General features: G+C 38.5%; 21 protein-coding genes and 1 tRNA gene. 9 read left to right on the top strand and 13 right to left on the bottom strand.

Annotation, left to right across the window (positions count from 1 at the left end):
* Nucleotide 1: 1 nt before the first annotated feature.
* Complete coding sequence (locus P9211_RS00775) at nt 2–913, top strand: phytoene synthase (protein ID WP_041391325.1); 912 nt, start codon at nt 2–4, stop codon at nt 911–913.
* 40 nt (nt 914–953) lie between these two features.
* Here the strand turns inward: P9211_RS00775 and P9211_RS00770 are convergent, their stop codons facing one another.
* Both P9211_RS00770 and P9211_RS00765 read right to left on the bottom strand, forming a co-directional pair.
* Entirely contained in the window at nt 954–1388 is a 435-nt protein-coding gene (locus P9211_RS00770; RefSeq protein WP_012194713.1) for an RNA recognition motif domain-containing protein, read from the bottom strand.
* A gap of 61 nt (nt 1389–1449) precedes the next feature.
* Nucleotides 1450–2604, bottom strand: coding sequence for a CCA tRNA nucleotidyltransferase (locus P9211_RS00765; RefSeq protein ID WP_086934861.1), 1155 nt, complete (start codon nt 2602–2604; stop codon nt 1450–1452).
* Between the two features lie 85 nt (nt 2605–2689).
* Here P9211_RS00765 and P9211_RS00760 point away from each other — a divergent pair, with 85 nt between their 5' ends.
* From P9211_RS00760 to P9211_RS00750, 3 genes are read left to right on the top strand one after another with little or no spacing between them, the layout of a single operon-like run.
* On the top strand, nt 2690–2941 hold the full coding sequence (locus P9211_RS00760; protein ID WP_012194711.1) for a Ycf34 family protein: 252 nt from the start codon (nt 2690–2692) through the stop codon (nt 2939–2941).
* A 7-nt stretch (nt 2942–2948) separates the two neighbouring features.
* Complete coding sequence (tsaB, locus tag P9211_RS00755) at nt 2949–3590, top strand: tRNA (adenosine(37)-N6)-threonylcarbamoyltransferase complex dimerization subunit type 1 TsaB (protein WP_012194710.1); 642 nt, start codon at nt 2949–2951, stop codon at nt 3588–3590.
* Nucleotides 3591–3592: 2 nt separating this feature from the next.
* A complete protein-coding gene (locus P9211_RS00750; RefSeq protein WP_012194709.1) occupies nt 3593–4177 on the top strand; it encodes a YdcF family protein in 585 nt (194 codons plus the stop codon).
* Nucleotides 4178–4187: 10 nt separating this feature from the next.
* Here P9211_RS00750 and P9211_RS00745 read toward each other — a convergent pair whose 3' ends face one another.
* From P9211_RS00745 to rpaB, 5 genes are read right to left on the bottom strand one after another with little or no spacing between them, the layout of a single operon-like run.
* A complete protein-coding gene (locus tag P9211_RS00745) occupies nt 4188–4865 on the bottom strand; it encodes a lysophospholipid acyltransferase family protein (RefSeq protein WP_012194708.1) in 678 nt (225 codons plus the stop codon).
* Complete coding sequence (gene fabD / locus P9211_RS00740; protein ID WP_012194707.1) at nt 4862–5764, bottom strand: ACP S-malonyltransferase; 903 nt, start codon at nt 5762–5764, stop codon at nt 4862–4864. Before fabD ends, P9211_RS00745 begins: the two co-directional genes overlap by 4 nt.
* A 27-nt stretch (nt 5765–5791) precedes the next feature.
* Nucleotides 5792–6811, bottom strand: a complete 1020-nt coding sequence (locus P9211_RS00735; protein WP_041390989.1) for a beta-ketoacyl-ACP synthase III — start codon at nt 6809–6811, stop codon at nt 5792–5794.
* Between the two features lie 55 nt (nt 6812–6866).
* Entirely contained in the window at nt 6867–8189 is a 1323-nt protein-coding gene (plsX, locus tag P9211_RS00730; protein ID WP_012194705.1) for a phosphate acyltransferase PlsX, read from the bottom strand.
* Nucleotides 8190–8196: 7 nt separating this feature from the next.
* Nucleotides 8197–8943 (bottom strand): response regulator transcription factor RpaB, encoded by a 747-nt coding sequence (gene rpaB, locus P9211_RS00725; protein WP_012194704.1) that lies wholly within the window; start codon nt 8941–8943, stop codon nt 8197–8199.
* A gap of 111 nt (nt 8944–9054) precedes the next feature.
* On the opposite strand from rpaB, the gene radA reads away from it, so the two are divergent.
* Entirely contained in the window at nt 9055–10440 is a 1386-nt protein-coding gene (radA, locus tag P9211_RS00720; protein ID WP_012194703.1) for a DNA repair protein RadA, read from the top strand.
* Nucleotides 10441–10460: 20 nt separating this feature from the next.
* Here the strand turns inward: radA and P9211_RS00715 are convergent, their stop codons facing one another.
* Entirely contained in the window at nt 10461–10982 is a 522-nt protein-coding gene (locus tag P9211_RS00715) for a photosystem I assembly protein Ycf3 (protein ID WP_012194702.1), read from the bottom strand.
* Between the two features lie 136 nt (nt 10983–11118).
* On the opposite strand from P9211_RS00715, the gene P9211_RS00710 reads away from it, so the two are divergent.
* Genes P9211_RS00710 through P9211_RS00700 form a run of 3 tightly spaced genes read left to right on the top strand, consistent with a single transcriptional unit; the run spans nt 11119 to nt 15064 of the window.
* Nucleotides 11119–13443 (top strand): heavy metal translocating P-type ATPase, encoded by a 2325-nt coding sequence (locus P9211_RS00710; protein ID WP_012194701.1) that lies wholly within the window; start codon nt 11119–11121, stop codon nt 13441–13443.
* Nucleotides 13440–14087: a dTMP kinase gene (tmk, locus tag P9211_RS00705; RefSeq protein WP_012194700.1), complete on the top strand. Its 648-nt coding sequence runs from the start codon at nt 13440–13442 to the stop codon at nt 14085–14087. The genes P9211_RS00710 and tmk overlap by 4 nt, the downstream gene beginning before the upstream one ends.
* Nucleotides 14087–15064, top strand: coding sequence for a DNA polymerase III subunit delta' (locus tag P9211_RS00700; protein WP_012194699.1), 978 nt, complete (start codon nt 14087–14089; stop codon nt 15062–15064). Before tmk ends, P9211_RS00700 begins: the two co-directional genes overlap by 1 nt.
* A 17-nt stretch (nt 15065–15081) precedes the next feature.
* Here P9211_RS00700 and P9211_RS00695 read toward each other — a convergent pair whose 3' ends face one another.
* From P9211_RS00695 to P9211_RS00675, 5 genes are all read right to left on the bottom strand, one after another.
* On the bottom strand, nt 15082–15858 hold the full coding sequence (locus P9211_RS00695) for a response regulator transcription factor (protein WP_012194698.1): 777 nt from the start codon (nt 15856–15858) through the stop codon (nt 15082–15084).
* A 391-nt stretch (nt 15859–16249) separates the two neighbouring features.
* The gene (locus P9211_RS00690; RefSeq protein WP_012194697.1) at nt 16250–16930 is read right to left on the bottom strand and encodes an acetyltransferase; all 681 of its coding nucleotides are present in this window, start codon (nt 16928–16930) and stop codon (nt 16250–16252) included.
* A 361-nt stretch (nt 16931–17291) separates the two neighbouring features.
* Nucleotides 17292–17363, bottom strand: a tRNA-Asn gene (locus tag P9211_RS00685).
* 43 nt (nt 17364–17406) lie between these two features.
* Entirely contained in the window at nt 17407–18114 is a 708-nt protein-coding gene (locus P9211_RS00680) for an ABC transporter ATP-binding protein (RefSeq protein ID WP_012194696.1), read from the bottom strand.
* A complete protein-coding gene (locus P9211_RS00675) occupies nt 18107–18370 on the bottom strand; it encodes a hypothetical protein (protein WP_012194695.1) in 264 nt (87 codons plus the stop codon). Before P9211_RS00675 ends, P9211_RS00680 begins: the two co-directional genes overlap by 8 nt.
* 107 nt (nt 18371–18477) lie before the next feature.
* Between P9211_RS00675 and cysK the strand changes: the two genes are divergently transcribed.
* On the top strand, nt 18478–19446 hold the full coding sequence (gene cysK, locus P9211_RS00670) for a cysteine synthase A (RefSeq protein WP_012194694.1): 969 nt from the start codon (nt 18478–18480) through the stop codon (nt 19444–19446).
* Nucleotides 19447–19448 lie beyond the last annotated feature (2 nt).

Raw genomic sequence — 19448 nt, 5'->3', positions numbered from 1 at the left:
AATGAAAAACAATTCTTTTGTAGATCTCGATAAAGCCTATGAAATATGCAGAAAAGAAACAGCCCAATGGGCAAAAACCTTTTATCTAGGGACACTGCTTCTTCCACCAAATAAACGAAAAGCTATTTGGGCAATTTATGTGTGGTGTAGAAGAACTGATGAACTCATGGATAGCCCTGAAGCACAACAAAGACCAATCAATGAATTAGCAGATCGCTTAGATGAATGGGAGGCAAAGACTAGAGGGATATTTGCAGGAGAAGTTAAAGACGAGCTTGATGCAGTGATGGCAGATACATTTGAACATTTTCCCCAATCAATACAACCATATCTAGACATGATTGAAGGCCAAAGAATGGATCTAAATACAAGCAGATACTCTACTTTTAAAGAATTGGAGCTTTATTGCTACAGAGTGGCTGGAACAGTTGGTCTAATGACTCAAAACGTAATGGGTCTTGACCCTGCCTATACCAATGCTCCTTGGAGTGAGAAGCCAGATCCTTCAAAAGCAGCAGTAGCACTAGGCATTGCGAATCAACTAACAAACATACTTAGAGATGTGGGAGAAGATAGAGCAAGAGGTCGAATATATATTCCACAAGAAGACCTTAAAAAATTTGGGTATTCAGAAAGTGATCTAATGGCTGGGAAAATAAATTCACAGTGGAAAGAACTGATGGCATTTCAGTTAAAGCGAGCAAGAGAATGGTTTTCTTCTTCTGAGGCAGGCATTAGATGGCTTTCTTCAGATGCTAGATGGCCTGTATGGACCTCTTTAAGGCTTTATAGAGGTATTTTAAACTCAATAGAAAGACTAGATTATGACGTTTTCAATAATCGAGCTTATGTAAATAAATGGGTAAAAATACTAGAAATTCCAATCTGTTATTTAATAGCCCAAACTAAGTAAAATTTTCCCCAATCAGTGCAATTGCAAGCCTAAGTTTTGCTCAAACAGCAGTTTTCTGATTAGCCAAAAGTTCCTTTAATTTAGAAAGTTCCCCAGCCCATCTTGGATCAGGGGCTTGTTCATTAGGAGCGTCACTATGTACAACTTTCTTAACATCTTTACGTTTTACTGCTTTTGTTTTGGAAGCGCCTGAAGAGTTATTTCGTCTTCCTGAACCATGATTTGATTCCTTACGTTCTGATCGCTCAACCCTCAAGTTATTCCCATTAAATTCATGACCATTCAACTGCTCGATAACTTCATTTGCCAATTTCTCATCATCAACATTTGCAAAGCCAAATCCTCTACAAGCCTTTGTTTCTCTGTCTAAAACGGCTTTAAAGCGAATCCCTTTCCCAATCCCTGCAAATAGTGCTTCAAGCTCTTTGAGCTTCAAGTTTTGCGGCAAGTTACCAATGTAAAGACGAACACTCATGGAACAAAAGGGCTATAGGAGAAGAACCTCATCAGGGGAAAACTGACTTCCGTATGTGTAGTTAATCACAAAAAGGTTGGTTGTGTTCCCACCAGTAACGAGCCAATTGAAATGCTTCTTTTCGATTATGCAACCTTCCAAAGGCTCTTTCCTTACAAAGTAAATTCATTAATTGGCCGATCCAAGGCCCTTTGGGAGATTGAAACATCTCTTGCAAAGTAAATCCATCAATGGGACAAGATGGGTGAAAAAGAGGATCAGCATTATCTCTCCAGCGTTTCAACCAAGCTGACTGGTCTCTCTGAGGTAATTGCAAAATCAATGCAGGTAAAAAAGTTTCTAGATCCTTATGCAACTGAAGGCGCTCAATTTCATCAAGAGTTTCAAAGGCTAGTCCGTCATTTTTATGCTGCCAGAAGCGCAAAAGATGACAATTTTGTAATTTTTTTCTAGAAAAACTTAACTCTTTTAATCCTTGATCACTTAATAAATTTGTTAGTCGAACTATAGGCAAAGCAATTTTTAGCTCATTTTGATGGAAAGCAGAAGTTGTTTCCAAAGATTGATTGTTAAAAGTAAAAAATTGATCAGTAGATTGCCACGGTTCTAAAAGTCCAAGTTTCTTTATTTGCAGAATTACTTGATCAGCCCAGTCCCCATGAACCAATCTCTCCAACTCTCCTTTAATTCGTTCTGGAGCAACATGTTTAAGTAGCTTTGCATTAATTTTTATAAAATTCTTGGTCATTTCATCTAGATCAAATCTCAACTCAGAGCTCAACCTGAACCCTCTCAATAGCCTCAAAGGATCATCTATTAAATTTTGCTGACTAATTGCAACAAGTTTTTTCTTTTCTAAGTCAAGAATGCCTCCAGTAGGATCAATAATTATCGGATCATTCGAAAGAGTCAAAGCAATTGCATTAATTGTGTAATCTCTTCGCCATAAATCCTCTTCCAAAGAATTCCCAACCTGACAAGCAAGGTCAATAGTCCAACCATTTAGAACTAGTCGAGCTATATCTCTTTCTTTATCAAGAACAACACAACTGCCTCCTTCTCTGTCCGAAAACTCTTTAGCAAATTCAACAGCCTTGGATGGGACAATTAAATCAAGATCTGGCTTATGCTGAAGAACATCAAGCAAAGCATCTCTCACTGCGCCTCCTACCAGAGCTGATCCAGCTGGGAGCTGATTAAGACTAATAGGCCACATAGATGGCTTCAGTCTGCTCAAAAGCGATTCTAATAACACTGCTTGATCACCTTTTCATTTTGTGTGACTAGAACCATCTAAGAACATGTGTATCTGTGTGAACTGTCATTGGATAGATAGATGCAAGACATATCACGCTGTGGAGAGGCAGCATGGTGTAGAACACTTAACACAATCTCCAGACTTCCAAGGTAACAATCCTGCTATTCATATCATTGTTAAAGACATTCCAAATCAAAGTAGTTCAATTGAGTGGGATGTAAGAAGTTGCGAGAGTTTTCGTGAAGATGAAGGTAAATGGCTCCGGTTATGTCCAGGGAAAGAAATTCCCACTTAAATGAAGAATGCCATTAATCAATAAAGCCAGATATTTACTAGCTCTGCATAGTAGTTCTGAAAATTTTGGTGTAGCAGTAATAGATTTAAAGGACCCTAATAGAAAGATTAAGCATGCAATTTTCCCAGGTGGTAGAAAGCTATCAAACAATATATTTACTTATATTGAAAGCTTGATCCCCAGTAAATATTGGTCTCAAATAGCAAGAATTTCTGTTGCGAAAGGGCCAGGGGGATTTACAGGAACTCGGCTAACTGTTGCAATAGCAAGAACACTCGCTCAACAACTTGATTGTTCATTAGATGGAATAAGTAGCTTTTCATTGATGGCTCCTAGACTTGCAGAAAACCTAAGCAATTTGCAAAGGAAAAATGCTTTCTGGATTATAAAAAAACTCGAAAGGCGTGGAAAAATAGGTGGCAAATATCAAATTACAACAAATCAAGATGATTTTTTACCTATTGAGTTAAAAGAGCCGTTCTTATTACCTTTAGGAATTGAAGTAGAGCCCGCAGTATATGTCCATGAAGATCTTTCAAAAGATATAGTAAAGCTTATAGAAATCTCATTATTAAACCATCAAAAAGACATAAAAAGTAATTGGGCTGATGTTTTACCAAACTATCCTATTTCACCAGTAAATTCTTAATAGTGAGATTGCATAGATTTCATCTATTTGGATTAATTAGTGGAATCTTCTTAATAATTTTATTTGGGACTATTCAGCCTTTAATTAGAGTTTCATCAAATACAAGAAAACCGCAATTAATACTTGTTTTAGGAGGAGATCTGGATAGAGAGTTTTTAGGTCTGAAGATTGCCAATAGACTTAAGCTTCCTATATTAATTACTGGAGGAAGTAATCCCGAATACTCTCAATGGATGGTTAAAGAAGAGGGGATAGATTCTGCTCTTGTTAGAAGAGACTACCGAGCAAAGGATACACTTAGTAACTTCACCTCAATAGTTGACGATCTTGCTGAAGATGGAATCAACCATATTTTGTTAATCACAAGCGAATATCATATAGATAGAGCGATGTTAATTGGAAGTATTATTGCTGGAAGTAGAGGCATACGCCTATCGAAAGTCTCTGTTCCATGCTCAACATATTGCAAAGAAGAAAGCAATAAAAAGTACTATATAGATTTAATTAGAGCAATTGCTTGGGTAACAACTGGGAAAGATCTTAAAGATATCTTTCCCCACGAAATCAAATTAATTTTGATTGATTAAAAGAACACAGTCAACTCTTTGGCACTATTAAACCCTGTTCAATCATAGTATTAATCGAAATTTGGACCTGCTTTGTTGTTTCTAATAAGTCAATTTTTTTACGAGTTACTGGTGGTGATATCACATTCCCTATTCTCAAATGAATTGGAACAAATCTTGCCAATGCCATACCTTTGCCTAGTGCTCGATGGCTATTGATTATTGCAACAGGAAGTATTTGGGAATTAGTTCTAGCAGCCAGCAAAGCAGCTCCAGCCATAGGGTTATTCACTCGCCCATTCTCTTGTCTGGTCCCGTCCAAAAAAACCCCTGTTGCCCAACCTTGATGAAGTCGTTCTGAAGCTACACGAATCGCTTCGCGATCACTAGCTCCTCTACTAACTGGATAAGCTCCACAAGCACGAATAATCCAACCAAGAATGGGAATACGAAAAAGCTCTTGCTTAGCCATAAAAGCAATTGGACGCCCCAAAGCATGGCCCAATAAAGGGGGATCCAAATGTGAAGCGTGATTGGCAACAATAACTAAAGAACCTTGTAATGGCACATTTTGAATTCCTGAAATACGTCCTCGAAAAAATATTCGAAAGATAGGAAATACTATGCAATAACTAATAAATGCATAAACCAAACTTTGCCTTGGAGGCAGTAGATGAGCCCTAGAATTATTGTTTAATTCTTTAATCAAGTTCCAATACCTAGGTCCCTAGCAGAAGAAATTTGTTTGATTACAACTCCTGGCATCGATCTTTTAGCAAGACCACTCAATACTTTACCGGGTCCAACTTCAATTATTGAATTAATGCCTTGAGTCATCATCAGAGCCATGGTCTCCCGCCATCTAACTCCAGTGATCATTTGTTTCTTTAATTTCTTTTGCAATAAAGCGCCATTTGTTTCTGGCGTGGGGTCAGCATTGCTGACAACAGGAATAATTGCGTTATTAAAAATCAACTTATCAATCTCTTTAGCAAAAGCCTCTGCGGGATCTTTCATCAATGGTGAGTGAAATGCGCCTGAAACATTGAGAGGGACAGATCTCTTGCAGGTTAATTGCGCTACAACCATTTCAACTGCTTCTGGGGTACCTGATAAGACGATTTGATCAGAACTGTTGTCATTTGCCACTACAACCCCTTCAGTATTTTGTACTAGCGAGAGAAGCTGCTTCACATCAAAACCTAAGACTGCAGTCATTGCTCCACCTCCAGCTGCAGCCATTAATTCTGAACGACTTCTCAATAAAGTTAAACCAGTAGAAAAGTCAAAAACTTCAGCTGCATAAAGGGCAACTAGCTCGCCAAGACTATGACCCGCAACTAATTTTGCTTCAGATCCTTGCCTTTTTAATTCGTCAATCAATAATGACTCCACAACAAACATTGCTGGTTGAGTATTGCGAGTGTCATTTAAATCAAAAAGAGGTGTTGACTGATCACTATTGCCATGACAAATATCCAACAAATCTCTACCTAACAAATTGGAAGCCAATTCAAATCTTTCTGATGCTCCATCAAGAGAAAGTAGAGTTTCAGCCATACCAATTTTTTGGGACCCTTGGCCCGGAAAAACCCAAGCTTCAGTCATACAACCTCTGAAGAAAGAAAAGAAATTTTATGAGCAAGGCCCATGCCAACGAAATAAAGCCGCTCCCCAACTTAAACCAGCGCCAAATCCGCTACTAGCTATTAAATTTCCAGGCAAAACCTTGCCATCTCTTACCGCTTCATCAAGCATAAGTGGAATAGTCGCAGCAGAAGTATTGCCATAACTTGCAAGATTACTTAAAACTTTGGAACGAGGAACCTTCAGCCTGTCTGCTACAGCATCTAAGATTCTTTTATTAGCTTGGTGCAGTAATAGCCAATCCAAGGAATCTGAACCTATTTGATGAGTTTTTAATAACTCTTGAAGGATACAAGGAACCTCTCTAACCGCAAATTTATAAACTTCTTGACCATTCATCTGGATATTCAAGAACCCTCCTTGTTGATGCATAGTGCTGCCAATTAAAGGTTGAAAATTTCTTTTTTCGATCAAATTTAAACAATCACCCCTAGTACCATCAGATCTCAGCTTGAACCCAATTAAGTCATCTTCAGCTTCCGAAGACTCTATAGCAATTGCACCAGCACCATCCCCAAAAAGCACACAACTTTTTCTATCGTTCCAATCCACCCAGCTAGATAATTGATCTGCACCTATTACTAGGACTCTCTTCATCGAGCCACTGCGTATAAACTGAGCTGCAGTAACTAAGGCAAAAAGAAATCCACTACAAGCAGCAGTGAGATCAAATGCAACTGCCTTTGTAGCACCTAGTTTGGCCTGGATTTTTGGAGCAGAGCCAAAGAGATCGTCTGGAGTAGATGTTGCAAGAATAATCAAGTCAAGAGTATCTGCCTTCCATTGAGCCATTTGCAAAGCAGAGGAACCTGCCTTTATACAAAGTTGCGAAAAAGATTCGTTAGGCCCAATCACACGTCTTTCACGAATACCAGTCCTAGTACTAATCCACTCATCATTTGTCTCGACCCGTAATGACATCTCGTCATTCGTCACCAACTGCAGAGGTGTTGCACTCCCACTGCCTACAAGAGAGATTCCATAAGTACTTTTTTGCTTGCCAGTCAAATGGATAAAAGTTTCAGTTGAAATTAGTCAATCACACAACTAAGCAATGAGTCATTTAAATGCTTAATGCTTTTGGTCTATGAAGATTGGCTAAATCCTCCATAACCCCATGGCTAGCTGCAGAATGGGCAATTCTCAAAGCACTTACTACAGACAAGGCCTTACTACTTCCATGACCAATCACACAAATTCCATTTACACCTAGGAGCAAAGCTCCTCCATGCTCAGCATGATCTAAGCGTTTTTTAATTCGTTTCAGATTACTTCTGAGAAATGCAGATCCCACCTTTCCTCTTCTCCCTCGAGGTAACTCTGCTCTTAAAACATCTAAAAGAACACTACCTACTGATTCAAGAAACTTCAGCAAAACATTGCCTGTGAAGCCATCACAAACCACAACATCAAACTGACCTGACAAAACATCTCTTCCTTCACAATTGCCCACAAAATTAAATCGGTCTTCATTAATTAACAATTCATATGTATTCAAAGAAAGCTCATTGCCCTTGCATTCTTCCTCTCCAATGTTCAGCAAACCTATCCTGGGCTTGTTTACTTGAAGAACATCACGTGAATAAATATTTCCCAATAATGCAAATTGATGCAAATAATTAGGCTTGCAATCCATATTTGCACCTACATCTAGAACTAAGACTGGTTGCCCTGGATCTTTGGTTGGAAATAATGCTCCTATTGCAGGTCTATCAATGCCTTCTAGTCTACCCAAACGAAAAATTGCAGAAGCCATTAATGCTCCTGAATTGCCAGCAGAATAAACCGCAGATGCCTTACCTTTTTTGACCAAATCCATTGCAATATTGATACTGGCATCCTTTTTTCTTCTAACAACAGTAGCTTCCTCATTCATTTCAACCGATGGACCACTAGGAACCAGCTCAATCAAATCTTTCTTTATGGACTTATTTAATAAGTCCTCAAGATCCATTGCCTTTGCAGCAAGTTTGATCTTTTCAACCTCACCAACAAACTTTATCCTTAAAGGAAGCCTCTCTATTGCTTGAAGACAGCCATCCAAAATAGGACCAGGTGCATGGTCTCCTCCCATACCATCAACTGCGACCCATATCCTCTCAAAATCATTAATAGCAGTCGTTCCCAAACCATTATCGGCAACCCCCTGAAGCCTTCTCAAAGGATCAAAAACAAGTGGCTGAAGAGTGCTCCTTGCCATAGACCCTGCACTTGATACCACTGACCCTGCACTTGATACCACTGAACCTGCAACATTGCCTGCTGCTGAAGCAGAGCTTGCAGCTGTATCAACAAGACTAGTGACCGCAGAATTCCTGCGGTACCAAATGACTAATCGCCTAATAGCCCTGGGGCGATTAACTTTGTTCGGAGAATCATTTTCCACAGATTTTCTAAGATTTTTCAGCGGCCATTGAATCAACAATCCTTTGGAACAAATAACCTGTACCCCTAGCAGTCAGAATTAACTCAGGATTAGCAGGATCATCTTCTAATTTTGACCTCAGTCTAGAAATATGCACATCAACAACTCTAGTATCCACATGTCTTTCAGGTGTATAACCCCATACCTCTTTCAGAATTTCACCTCGACTAAATGGTTCTCCTGAACGACTAACTAACAGTTCCAGCAAACTAAATTCCATACCAGTAAGCCGAATTCGCTCATCTCCTCTAAAGACCTTTCTTTTATTAGTATCAATGCGGAATGAAGCTACCTGAATTACTCCTGAATTTGGTAAACCTGCTATATGCTCCTTTTCAATTCGCCTTAAGACGCATCTAATCCTGGCCTCTAATTCTTTAGGACTAAAAGGCTTAATTACATAATCATCTGCCCCAAGCTCTAAACCAGTAATTCTGTCAGCAACATCTCCTAGTGCCGTTAGCATTACGATTGGAACATCAGATTCCTTGCGCAACTCTTGAATAACGCCATAACCATCCAGTTTTGGCATCATTACATCAAGCACAACTAAATCTGGCTCAAGATTACGGAATTTCTCAAGAGCTTCATTCCCATTAGAGGCTGTAACAACTTGATAGCCGATCATCGATAACCGAGTCTCCAGAATTCGCCGGATGCTCGCTTCATCATCAGCCACGAGAATGATTTCTTTAGATTGACTGGTTGCCGTCATTTGTGTCGTTTGCTTAATACGGCTATAGGAGTGTCGATCTTAGACAAACTTCAAAAAAGAGTCTAAAAATACACTTTATTCGACTACACGCAACTTTATTTACACAACTTCGTGAAACGAACAAGCACTATTTATATCTGCCAGTCATGTGGGGCAGAAACAAGTCAATTTTTTGGAAGATGCCCAAGCTGTGGGGAATGGAATTCAATTATTGAAGAAGCCATATCGCCGTCGGGATTAAAAGCTAGAAAAGGGAGGTCAACTCTCTCAAAAATCTCTTCTGGCAGCCGATCTGAAACAATTTCATCAATCAAAGATACCCCTATCGACAGAATAAAAAGCGGCTATATCGAATTTGACCGAGTTCTCGGGGGAGGATTAGTTCCTGGATCTCTTGTACTAATCGGAGGAGATCCAGGAATTGGGAAAAGCACATTGCTTTTACAAACAGCAACAGAAATTGCTCTAAATAACAGTGTGCTCTACATAACAGCTGAAGAATCAGCAAGTCAAGTTCAACTGCGCTGGCATCGTTTAAATAAAGTTGAATCCAATCTTCATATTCTTGCTGAAACGGATTTAGAACTAATTCTTGATGAATTAGAAAAGCTAAACCCTGAGGTGGCAATTATAGACAGCATTCAAGCTTTACATGATGCAACTATTTCAAGCACTCCAGGATCAATTACCCAAGTAAGAGAATGTGCAGCAGCCTTGCAACAAGTTTCTAAAAAGAAAAACATCGCACTATTAATTGTTGGTCATGTGACAAAAGAAGGGATGCTTGCTGGACCAAAGGTTCTTGAACACCTTGTTGATGCAGTAATGACATTTGAAGGTGATCGTTTCGCAAGTCACAGACTTCTAAGAGCAGTAAAAAATAGATTCGGAGCCACCAATGAACTTGGTGTGTTTGAAATGCAAAGCACGGGTCTTGTAGAAGTGACAAATCCCAGTGAACTATTTCTCAGTTCGGAAGAAACCTCTGGAGTTGCAACAATTGTTGCGTGTGAAGGAACAAGGCCCTTGGCAATAGATATACAAGCACTCATTAACCAAACCACTTACGCATCTCCTAGGCGAACAGTGACTGGTATAGGCAGCAATCGTCTTCATCAAATACTGGCTGTTTTAGAAAAGCACATAAATTTGGCTCTATCCCGTTTTGATTGCTATTTAGCAGTAGCAGGGGGGTTAGAAGTAGACGAACCAGCAGCAGATCTCGGAATTGCAGCCGCAATTGTCTCAAGTTTCAAAAACCTAAAAATTCCTAAAAACACAGTTCTTCTAGGCGAAATTGGACTCGGAGGACAGCTTCGGACTGTTGGCCAAATACCATTGAGGCTAAAAGAGGCAGAAAAATTAGGTTTTAAACAAGCAGTTGTCCCTAGCTCTACTGGCATTGATAAAGAAAACAATGAACTAACACTTGAAATATTTGAAGCTTCAACTATTAGCGAAGCCATACAAATTATTCTTGATCTTAAAAGTCAATAAAATAAGCAAATAAGTCTTAATTACAAGTACACATCAATCTTGCTGCGCCCCGTTGTTTTTAACCAATTCTCAATATCTAAATATCCACCAGGGTAAAGCCTTACAGCTTTAGTCCACACATCCGCGGCTTTATCAAACCAGATATCACTCTCATCTTGTAGACCTCTTTGTTGTGCTGATCTTCCGCGCTTTTCATAAATTAACCCCATATTTTTTAGGCATGAAGGCTGTTTAGGGTTTTGATCTAATGCCTTGACATAAGTTTCTAATGCACGATCTTCATCACCATTACTCATATAGATAATCGCCATATTTTTGAGCGTCTCTCCTCTATCCACAGGATTCTCTTCCAGTTTCAAACTTTCTTCATAATTCTCCAAAGCTTCTGAATAATCGCCATTATTCTGTGCCGCAAAACCTTCACGGTAATAGATATATGCCTGTTTCTCCTTAGCCGCGATAGGCATCATTTTTACAATGCCTTCAGCAATTACAGTAAAGGCCTTGTCAAGAAAATTGTCTTTGTTATTACTGCTTGGCACGAGAGGGTAAACAGAGGTCGCACTACCATAATGCTCTACGAAATCTAAATTTCTCCAAAAGTCGAACAAAATATACTTTTTTAAAAGAGCAAAAAATATTTTTTAGGTATAGCGTATAGGAGTCTTGAGTTGATCCTTGAAACCAATAAAAAATCAAACCAAAGAAGAATCAATTTTATTAGATGTCACAGGAATGAAATGTGGCGGCTGTGTCCAAACTGTAGAAAAAACCCTGCTCAATCACAAAGAAGTTAACAATGCCTTTGTGAACTTAGTAGATAGGACTGCCTTAATAGACATCAACGATAAATCAACTGATCTAAAAGAGATTCTTACTAGCCTTGAGAAACGAGGCTTCCAAGCAAAAGTCCGACAAAACGCCAAGACTAATAATTCATTCGATATCAATGCTAGTCAAGAGTGGTGGAAACAATGGAGACAATTGATGGTCTCTTTGTGTTTATTACTACTTTCAGTTCTTGGACATCTTGCGGAAGCAAAAACAATTGCAATCCCACTTCTGGGCAATTTAATTTTCCATGCATCTCTTGCAACGTTTGCTCTATTTGGTCCAGGACTCAAGATTTTAAAAAGCGGTTGGAATGCAGTGGCTCATTTCAGTCCGAACATGGATAGTTTGGTTGGGATAGGGGTAAGCAGTGCTTATTTAACGAGTCTTAGCGCATTGATATGGCCTCAAATGGGGTGGCCATGTTTTTTCAATGAGCCAGTCATGCTTCTTGGTTTTGTTCTCTTAGGGAGATTTTTAGAAGAAAGAGCACGTTTAAGAACAGGAAAAGCTCTAAAAGAACTAGCCAAGTTACAACCACAAAATGCCCGCCTAATCAATAAAAACAATCAAATCAAAGATGTAAGAGTAGGTGCTTTACAGCCAGGAGAAAGAATTCAATTGCTTGCTGGAGATAGGGTCCCAGTTGATGGAGTTGTTATTGAAGGCAATTCAACTGTGGATGTTTCTAATTTGACCGGTGAGTCTCTACCTCTTGAAACATCTCCTGGAACAGAACTTTCTTCTGGCAGCTTAAATCTTGAAGGGACATTAATTGTTGAAGTGCAACGCGTAGGAGCTGAAACTGCATTGGCACGAATAATTGGGTTAGTCGAAAAAGCTCAGGCTAGAAAAGCTCCTATTCAAAATCTTGCAGATAAAGTGGCTGGCAAATTTTGCTATGGAGTAGTAACTCTTTCATTCTTTACATTTATCTTCTGGTGGCGCATAGGGGCAATTATATGGCCTCAAGTTTTAAACACCTCAGGGCAAGGATTAATGCACATGCATGGACATATGCACAATGCATCTCTAGGTACTAATGCACAAACTCCTTTGGGATTAGCTGTGCAACTGTCAATTGCAGTATTAGTCGTTGCATGCCCTTGTGCGCTTGGCCTAGCAACACCAACTGTAATTACAGTAGCTTCAGGTAAAGCAGCAAAAAGAGGATGGCTATTTAAGGGAGGTGATGTAATTGAAAAAGCTGCTTTAATAAAACAAATTGTCTTTGACAAAACAGGAACCTTAACAGTCGGGAGGCCTGAAGTCATTGGCTATTTGGGAACAGAAGACCCAGATGAATTAATTCAAATAGCGGCTAGCCTTGAAGAAAATAGTAGACATCCAATTGCTTTTGCAATCCTGCAAACAGCACAATCAAAAGGTATTAACTTATTAACATCTTCCAAAGTAAATACAATTCCTGGCAAAGGTATATCTGGATATTTAGATAATATTGATGGAGCCATCATGGTAGGAACAATTGAATGGCTTAAAAGCGAAGGTGTTAATTATAATCTTGATATTGAAAAGTTATTAGAAGAATCTAATTTCAATGAAAAATCTATTGTCGCTGTATCTATTAATAAAAAGTTAAAAGGACTTATAATAATTGATGATCAAATCCGCAATGATGTCAAAGATGCATTAACAGTTTTAAGAAAAAAAGGGTTCTTTTTAAGAATACTTAGTGGCGATAGGCGTGAATCAGTTCAAAGATTAGGCACAAAGCTTGGGTTTAAATCAACTCAAATTGGTTGGCAACTGCTGCCTGAAGATAAGCTGAATTATCTTGAAGAATTAAAAAGATCTGGTCCTGTTGCGATGGTAGGAGATGGAATAAATGATGCGCCTGCCTTAGCAGCATCTAACCTAGGAATCGCAATAGGAACAGGAACTCAAATCGCTCAAGACTCTGCAGATTTAGTTTTAATGGGAGATCGTTTAGAGAGTTTGCCTGATGCGTTAAGTTTATCTAAGGCAACTATGCAAAAAATAAAGCAGAATCTTGTCTGGGCCTTCGGATATAACATTATCGCTTTGCCAATTGCTGCTGGGATACTTTTACCTTCAACAGGGATAGTTCTTTCACCACCAATTGCAGCTTTATTGATGGCATGTAGTTCCATCACAGTGATCATCAATGCCTTATCTCTTAAGAACACATGAAAGGACACTTTATTGTTTTAGAAGGTATCGATGGATGTGGAAAAAGTACTCAAATAAGTCATATTTCCAAATGGCTGCCGCAAAGTGGATTGATGCCAAAAAATGCAAATCTATATATTACGCGTGAACCTGGCGGGACAACTTTGGGAAAGTCATTAAGAGATTTACTACTCCATGAGCATGAAACTAACGTCCCTGCACCATTAACAGAGCTTTTATTATATGCAGCAGACAGAGCCGAACATATTCATAGCTTGATTCAGCCAAAACTGGACAAAGGAGACTGGGTTATCAGTGATCGTTTTAGCGGATCAACCTTGGCATATCAAGGTTTTGGAAGAGGTCTAGATATTAATTTAATCCGAAGACTAGATGCAATAGCAAGACAGGGTTTAGTGCCAGAAATAACAATTTTTTTAAAAATTTCAGTCTTGACAAGTATGAGAAGAAGAGCAAAAAAATCTGCAGATCGCATGGAAGCTGAAGGTGAAGGCTTCCTGAAGAAAGTAGCTTCCGGATTTTCGAGAATAGCCAATGAAGAGCACTGGATCACAATTGAAGGTGAACAAGATCAAGCTTTAGTAAGCGACGAAATAAAGCTCGCTATAACCAATAAGTTGAAAAATTATATCTCTAATAATTAATGAAAAATAATTTATTTGCAGGTATTGAAGATCAAAATTTAGCAATTAATATTTTAACAGAAGTAATACATAAGAATAAAATAGCGCCTGGTTATCTCTTCTCAGGTCCTCAAGGAGTAGGCCAAAGAATTGTTACACTTCGATTTCTTGAAGGACTTATTACTGGTGGGGATGTCGAACCAACAATAAGAAAACGTTTAGAAAGTTTGAATCATCCAGACCTTCTTTGGGTGGAGCCTTCATATATTTCTCAAGGCCGAGTAATAAAACAATCTCTTGCCCAGAAAGACAATATAAATATAAATGCTATTTCAAAAATAAGGCTCGATCAGATTAAGGAATTAAAAACTTTCTTAGGAAAAAGAACTATAGAGGCAAAATTAGCAATGGTAGTCATTGAAGATGCAGAAAAGATGAATGAAGCAGCTTCCAATGCTCTTCTAAAAACGCTCGAAGAAGTCAATAATGGTTTAATAATCCTTATCTCTAGCAGATCTGAAAATCTTTTAAGCACAATAAAATCTAGATGTCATGAAATACCATTCAAACCATTAAAATATCATTCGCTTGAAGAATTATTTATAAACTATGGAGAAGATAATAAGATTAATAATTATACCTTTGACAGCCGTAAAGAGTTAATTAATCTTTCTAATGGATCACCTGAATTATTAATTAGAAATATTAATAAAATACAAGAAATACCTAGTGAAATTTTATTAAGTCTCACAAAACTACCGAATGACTATTTGGAAGCAATCACTATTGCAAAAGATATTATTGAAAATTTAGACATTGAGCAGCAACTATGGATAATTAATTTTCTACAGCAACATTTTTGGTTGCGAGAATCTAATCTATATTGTATGAATGTTTTAAAAGTGCTTAGTAGCCATTTGGTTAGTTCAATTCAACCAAGAATTGCTTGGGAAGTTGCACTAATAGAACTAACTTCACAGAATTACAAAGATTGTTAAAAGTCTATTTGCTCGGACTATTCAATTGATGAATCAGAAATAACATTAGAGTCAAAGAATAAATCTTTAAATTCTTGGATACTTTCCCCTGTTGGAAGCTCTAGGCAATATCCAGCCCCATACACTGTCTTTATAAAGCGGGGTTTACGAGGTTCTGGTTCTAATTTGGTTCTTAAATGTCTTACATGAACACGGATGGTTTCAATGTCATCATCAGGCTCATATCCCCATACCTCCTTAAGTATTAATGAAGGTGCAACTGTCTGACCATGCCTTTGTAGTAAGCAATGAAGCAACTCGAACTCAAGATGAGTCAGGCGAACTGGCCTTTCGAACCATATAACCTCAAACCTCTCAGGAACCAACGTTAATGGCCCAAAATTAAGAATTTCCTGATGGCTGCTACTTCCTACAGGAGCACGATGCGTTCTTCTAAGCAAAGCTTTTACCCTGACCTGTAATTCTTCGAGGTCAAATGGTTTAGTTAGATAATCATCTGCGCCAGAATTAAAGCCAGTCAGTTTATCCTTCAGCCCCCCTAAAGCAGTCAACATAAGGATTGGTATCCCAGCAGTTCTTTCATCCCTCCTCAAGCGCTGACACAAGGTCAGTCCATCAACTTTTGGAAGCATTAAATCAAGAAGGATTAAATCCGGGGTGTATTGCATCGCAAGAGCTTGCCCCCTAATACCATCCTCAGCTCGTTGAACATCAAATCCACAATGTTCCAAATGACCAGCAACTAGTTCCCTCATGTCCTTATCATCTTCAATTAGCAAAATAGAGGGCTTCATTAGATTGGGCGATGGAAGTAAATCGGGAAGGAAGAAATAATCGCTTATGCAAATTTGGACTCTTTACTACAAGCGTTATTTTGTTTGCAGATTCACAGAAGAATAACCTATGAGCGAAAAATCCGCGAAATCTATTGCAGATAAAGAACTTGATACCTAAGAAAACAAAACCGAATCCTGTATTGCTAGAAGGTCTAGTAAAAAAGTATTCGAGCGGGGCTTCTAATAATTAATCTCAAGCTGAACTGGTTGTTGACGACGCATACAATTTCTACTTTTTGCCTTTAAACTTTTAAAGTTATTCCATTTCTTTAGGAGCCTAAAGCAGGAAGATTGATAATTAAACAATATATTCAAAGCATTTTTTTGTGTTAAATAATTATTCCGAAATCTACAAATATTGCTCTCCTAATTTTCTTTTTCTTATAAATCTTGATGGAATTCCATATGCAACAGAATTATCTTCAATATCATCTAAAACCAATGATGAGCTACCAACAACAACATCATTTCCAATTTCAACACCATGCTTAATTGAAGAACCAATCGAGATCACACTTCTAATCACTACACTGACATTACCTCCCATATGAACTCCAGGTGCCAGGGAAGAAAAATCCATTAAAACCGAGTCATGATCTACAGACGATGATGTATTTACTATTACACATTTACCCAAAGTAGTGCTGCTATTAACAACAGATAGTGGCATAATAATACTTCCTTCTCCTATTGAGGTTCTAAAGGATATACAACTCTTGGGATGGATTAGAGAAATACACTTGGCACGTTTGTGAGCAGTTATAAATTGATTATATACTTTCTGTCTTACATAGTTATCACCTATAGCAACAAAAAAATAACCATTATAATTTTCGTTGACTTGCTTAACAATTTGTTTGCCAAAAAAAATTTTTTCTTCCTTAGAAGTATCCATATAAGTTATATAGTTAAATCCAATTGCTTCAGCAACCTCAGTAACAACTTTACTATGGCCGCCACATCCTAAAACCAGTAATTGCTGTTTAAAATCAAATTGATTAGAACTCGACAAGTTAATAGAAGAAGGCATTTGCAAAGTTTTTGGCCACTAATTATTCCTAAGTTCACGTAATCCTAACAAACTCAATTCTAGCGAGATCATTCTGGGAATCAAAACAAGAATAAGCAGGAATGCACTTTTTGGTAGAAGCGGTAAAATCGATATATCCCAATCAAAAAATTACATCTAATAGTTGGTGGTACTTGCTTCAGCTGGTTAGAGACTAACCCCTATTGAAATGATTTCCCCTTAAAATGTCACCTTTTCTGGTGACTTAATAAGGGCTAGCTTGCGGGAGAGATATCTTGAACCATTGTCTGAAAACTAAGATATAGCCTTTAAAAAATAAGCCCCCTGAAATATCAGGAGGCCTTGAAAAGGTTAAATAAAACTCCCCGGGCGGGATTCGAACCTGCGACCAATCGGTTAACAGCCGATCGCTCTACCGCTGAGCTACCGAGGAAAGAACTCAAAGAACTTAGCCTTGTTCTATGCATTACTGCAAGTCATTTTAAATTGTTCATTAATTCATGACCAGGTTGCCAGTTGCCTATTCTTCCATTTTTCATCATTGCTGCACCATCACAATAAGCAAGCTCTTGGATAAGATGGGTTATCCATAAAGCAGAAATTGGATTCTTAGCTCGTCTAGAAAGACTCTTGACTAGTTCCAAAATAGATTTTTGACTTAATGGGTCCAAAAGAGCAGTTGGCTCATCAAGAAGCAATAAATTCGAATTGCTAACCAATGCACTTGCAAGGGCCAAGCGCTGTTTCTGTCCACCGCTCAGCGTATGGATTGGCCTAGGAGCCATGCCTGCCAACCCAACCTGCTGCAATGCAGAATTGATTCTCTCCCTTAATTCCTCCCTAGGTTGGTCTTGAGGCGCACTTAACATCAAATCACTACCGCAACTGGGTAAAAGCAATTGATGGTCTGGATTCTGAAACATTAACGCTGTTTTATATGAACATTGGATTTCCCCTTTTTGAGGTTTAATCATCCCACTAATCAAACGAAATAAAGTACTTTTGCCGCTTCCATTACAACCAACGATCATCCACAAGCCTGGCCTTGGTATCACCAAGTTGCATTGATCTAAAGCTTTAGTACCTGTATTCCAAGAAAAAGACACTTTTACTAATTCTAGTGCAAGATCTTCGTGCTCTAAATCTTGCTTTTCCTTTTCGCTGGATACCCTTAATTCATTCATCAAAGGAAAACCCTGGCCTCTTGATTCCGCCACCAACTGCTGTTTTTTCATAAATCTGTACTGCCAGCAGCTCACTACTCAAAACGGCAATCTTCTTATCTTTAAGTTGTTCGCAATTTAATTCTAAAAGCTTTGGGTGCCCATTCTCTAGGCATTCTCGAACAGTATTATAAAGAGCCTTTGCATCCTCTAATTTCTTTCGCTGAACAGCTAATGGGAGAGGACTGAATTTAAGGGCAAGCTCAATTACGAACACAAGAATCTCCTACTTTTATAAATTTAATTTATTTTGTATTTTAAATGAGACAATTTAGTTATGTATTTAATTAAATATCTTTATACCCAAACTGAACCAAAGCGATAATGCCAATTGCATCTGATATCACCACTTTAGTCGGCAAGACTCCTTTGGTAAGGCTTAATCGCTTACCAAAAGCATTTGGATGCGAAGCAGAATTAATCGCAAAACTAGAAAGCTTTAACCCTACAGCCTCAGTCAAAGACCGTATTGCAGGTGCAATGGTTGCTGCTGCAGAAAAAGATAGAACTATTGTGCCTGGTAAAACCGTCTTAGTAGAACCTACTAGCGGAAATACAGGCATAGCTCTTGCAATGGTTGCGGCTGCTAAAGGTTATCGGTTAATCCTAACGATGCCCGACACAATGAGTATCGAAAGGCGATCAATGCTTAGGGCATATGGTGCAGAGCTACAACTCACGCCAGGAAAAGAAGGAATTCAGGGAGCTATCACTTTGGCTCAAGAAATTGTTTCTTCGCTACCGGATGCTTATTTACTACAACAATTTGATAATCCTTCTAACCCTGAAGTACATGAACAAACAACCGCAGAAGAAATTTGGGTTGATTGTGATGGTCAAATCGACGGGCTGGTTGTTGGTGTAGGAACAGGAGGAACCATCACCGGTTGTGCAAAATTGCTAAAACAAAGGAATCCAAAAATTTTAATTTATGCAGTAGAGCCATCTGCTAGTGCCGTTCTCTCTGGTAAAAGCGCTAATCCACATCACATTCAAGGCATTGGTGCAGGTTTTATTCCAAGTGTTTTAGATACTGCATTAATAGATGAAGTTATTGAAGTTGATGATAATCAAGCAATGGAAATTGGTCGGCAATTAGCTCGTCAAGAAGGATTACTTAGCGGGATTAGTAGTGGAGCAGCTGTTGCAGCAGCACTTAAAGTAGGTTCACGAAAAGAAATGAAAAACAAACGCCTTTTAGTTGTTCTTCCTAGTTTTGGCGAACGCTATTTATCTACATCTATGTTTAATAGTGTTTCATCCATACCACCCCGGCCAGATGGCTACATCTAACA

This window comes from Prochlorococcus marinus str. MIT 9211, from assembly GCF_000018585.1.
Taxonomy (GTDB): domain Bacteria; phylum Cyanobacteriota; class Cyanobacteriia; order PCC-6307; family Cyanobiaceae; genus Prochlorococcus_D; species Prochlorococcus_D marinus_B.
The sequence above is the reverse complement of the archived record's forward strand: the minus strand, read 5'-3'. Positions and strand labels throughout refer to the sequence as shown.

Coding starts and splice junctions, on each gene's coding strand:
- P9211_RS00700 (WP_012194699.1), top strand. CDS start 14,087: ATGAAAAATAATTTATTTGCAGGTATTGAAGATCAAAATTTAGCAATT.
- tmk (WP_012194700.1), top strand. CDS start 13,440: ATGAAAGGACACTTTATTGTTTTAGAAGGTATCGATGGATGTGGAAAA.
- P9211_RS00760 (WP_012194711.1), top strand. CDS start 2,690: ATGTGTATCTGTGTGAACTGTCATTGGATAGATAGATGCAAGACATAT.
- tsaB (WP_012194710.1), top strand. CDS start 2,949: ATGCCATTAATCAATAAAGCCAGATATTTACTAGCTCTGCATAGTAGT.
- P9211_RS00775 (WP_041391325.1), top strand. CDS start 2: ATGAAAAACAATTCTTTTGTAGATCTCGATAAAGCCTATGAAATATGC.
- P9211_RS00695 (WP_012194698.1), bottom strand. CDS start 15,858: ATGAAGCCCTCTATTTTGCTAATTGAAGATGATAAGGACATGAGGGAA.
- P9211_RS00680 (WP_012194696.1), bottom strand. CDS start 18,114: ATGAATGAATTAAGGGTATCCAGCGAAAAGGAAAAGCAAGATTTAGAG.
- P9211_RS00765 (WP_086934861.1), bottom strand. CDS start 2,604: ATGTGGCCTATTAGTCTTAATCAGCTCCCAGCTGGATCAGCTCTGGTA.
- fabD (WP_012194707.1), bottom strand. CDS start 5,764: ATGACTGAAGCTTGGGTTTTTCCGGGCCAAGGGTCCCAAAAAATTGGT.
- P9211_RS00770 (WP_012194713.1), bottom strand. CDS start 1,388: ATGAGTGTTCGTCTTTACATTGGTAACTTGCCGCAAAACTTGAAGCTC.
- rpaB (WP_012194704.1), bottom strand. CDS start 8,943: ATGACGGCAACCAGTCAATCTAAAGAAATCATTCTCGTGGCTGATGAT.
- P9211_RS00690 (WP_012194697.1), bottom strand. CDS start 16,930: ATGCCTTCTTCTATTAACTTGTCGAGTTCTAATCAATTTGATTTTAAA.
- cysK (WP_012194694.1), top strand. CDS start 18,478: ATGCCAATTGCATCTGATATCACCACTTTAGTCGGCAAGACTCCTTTG.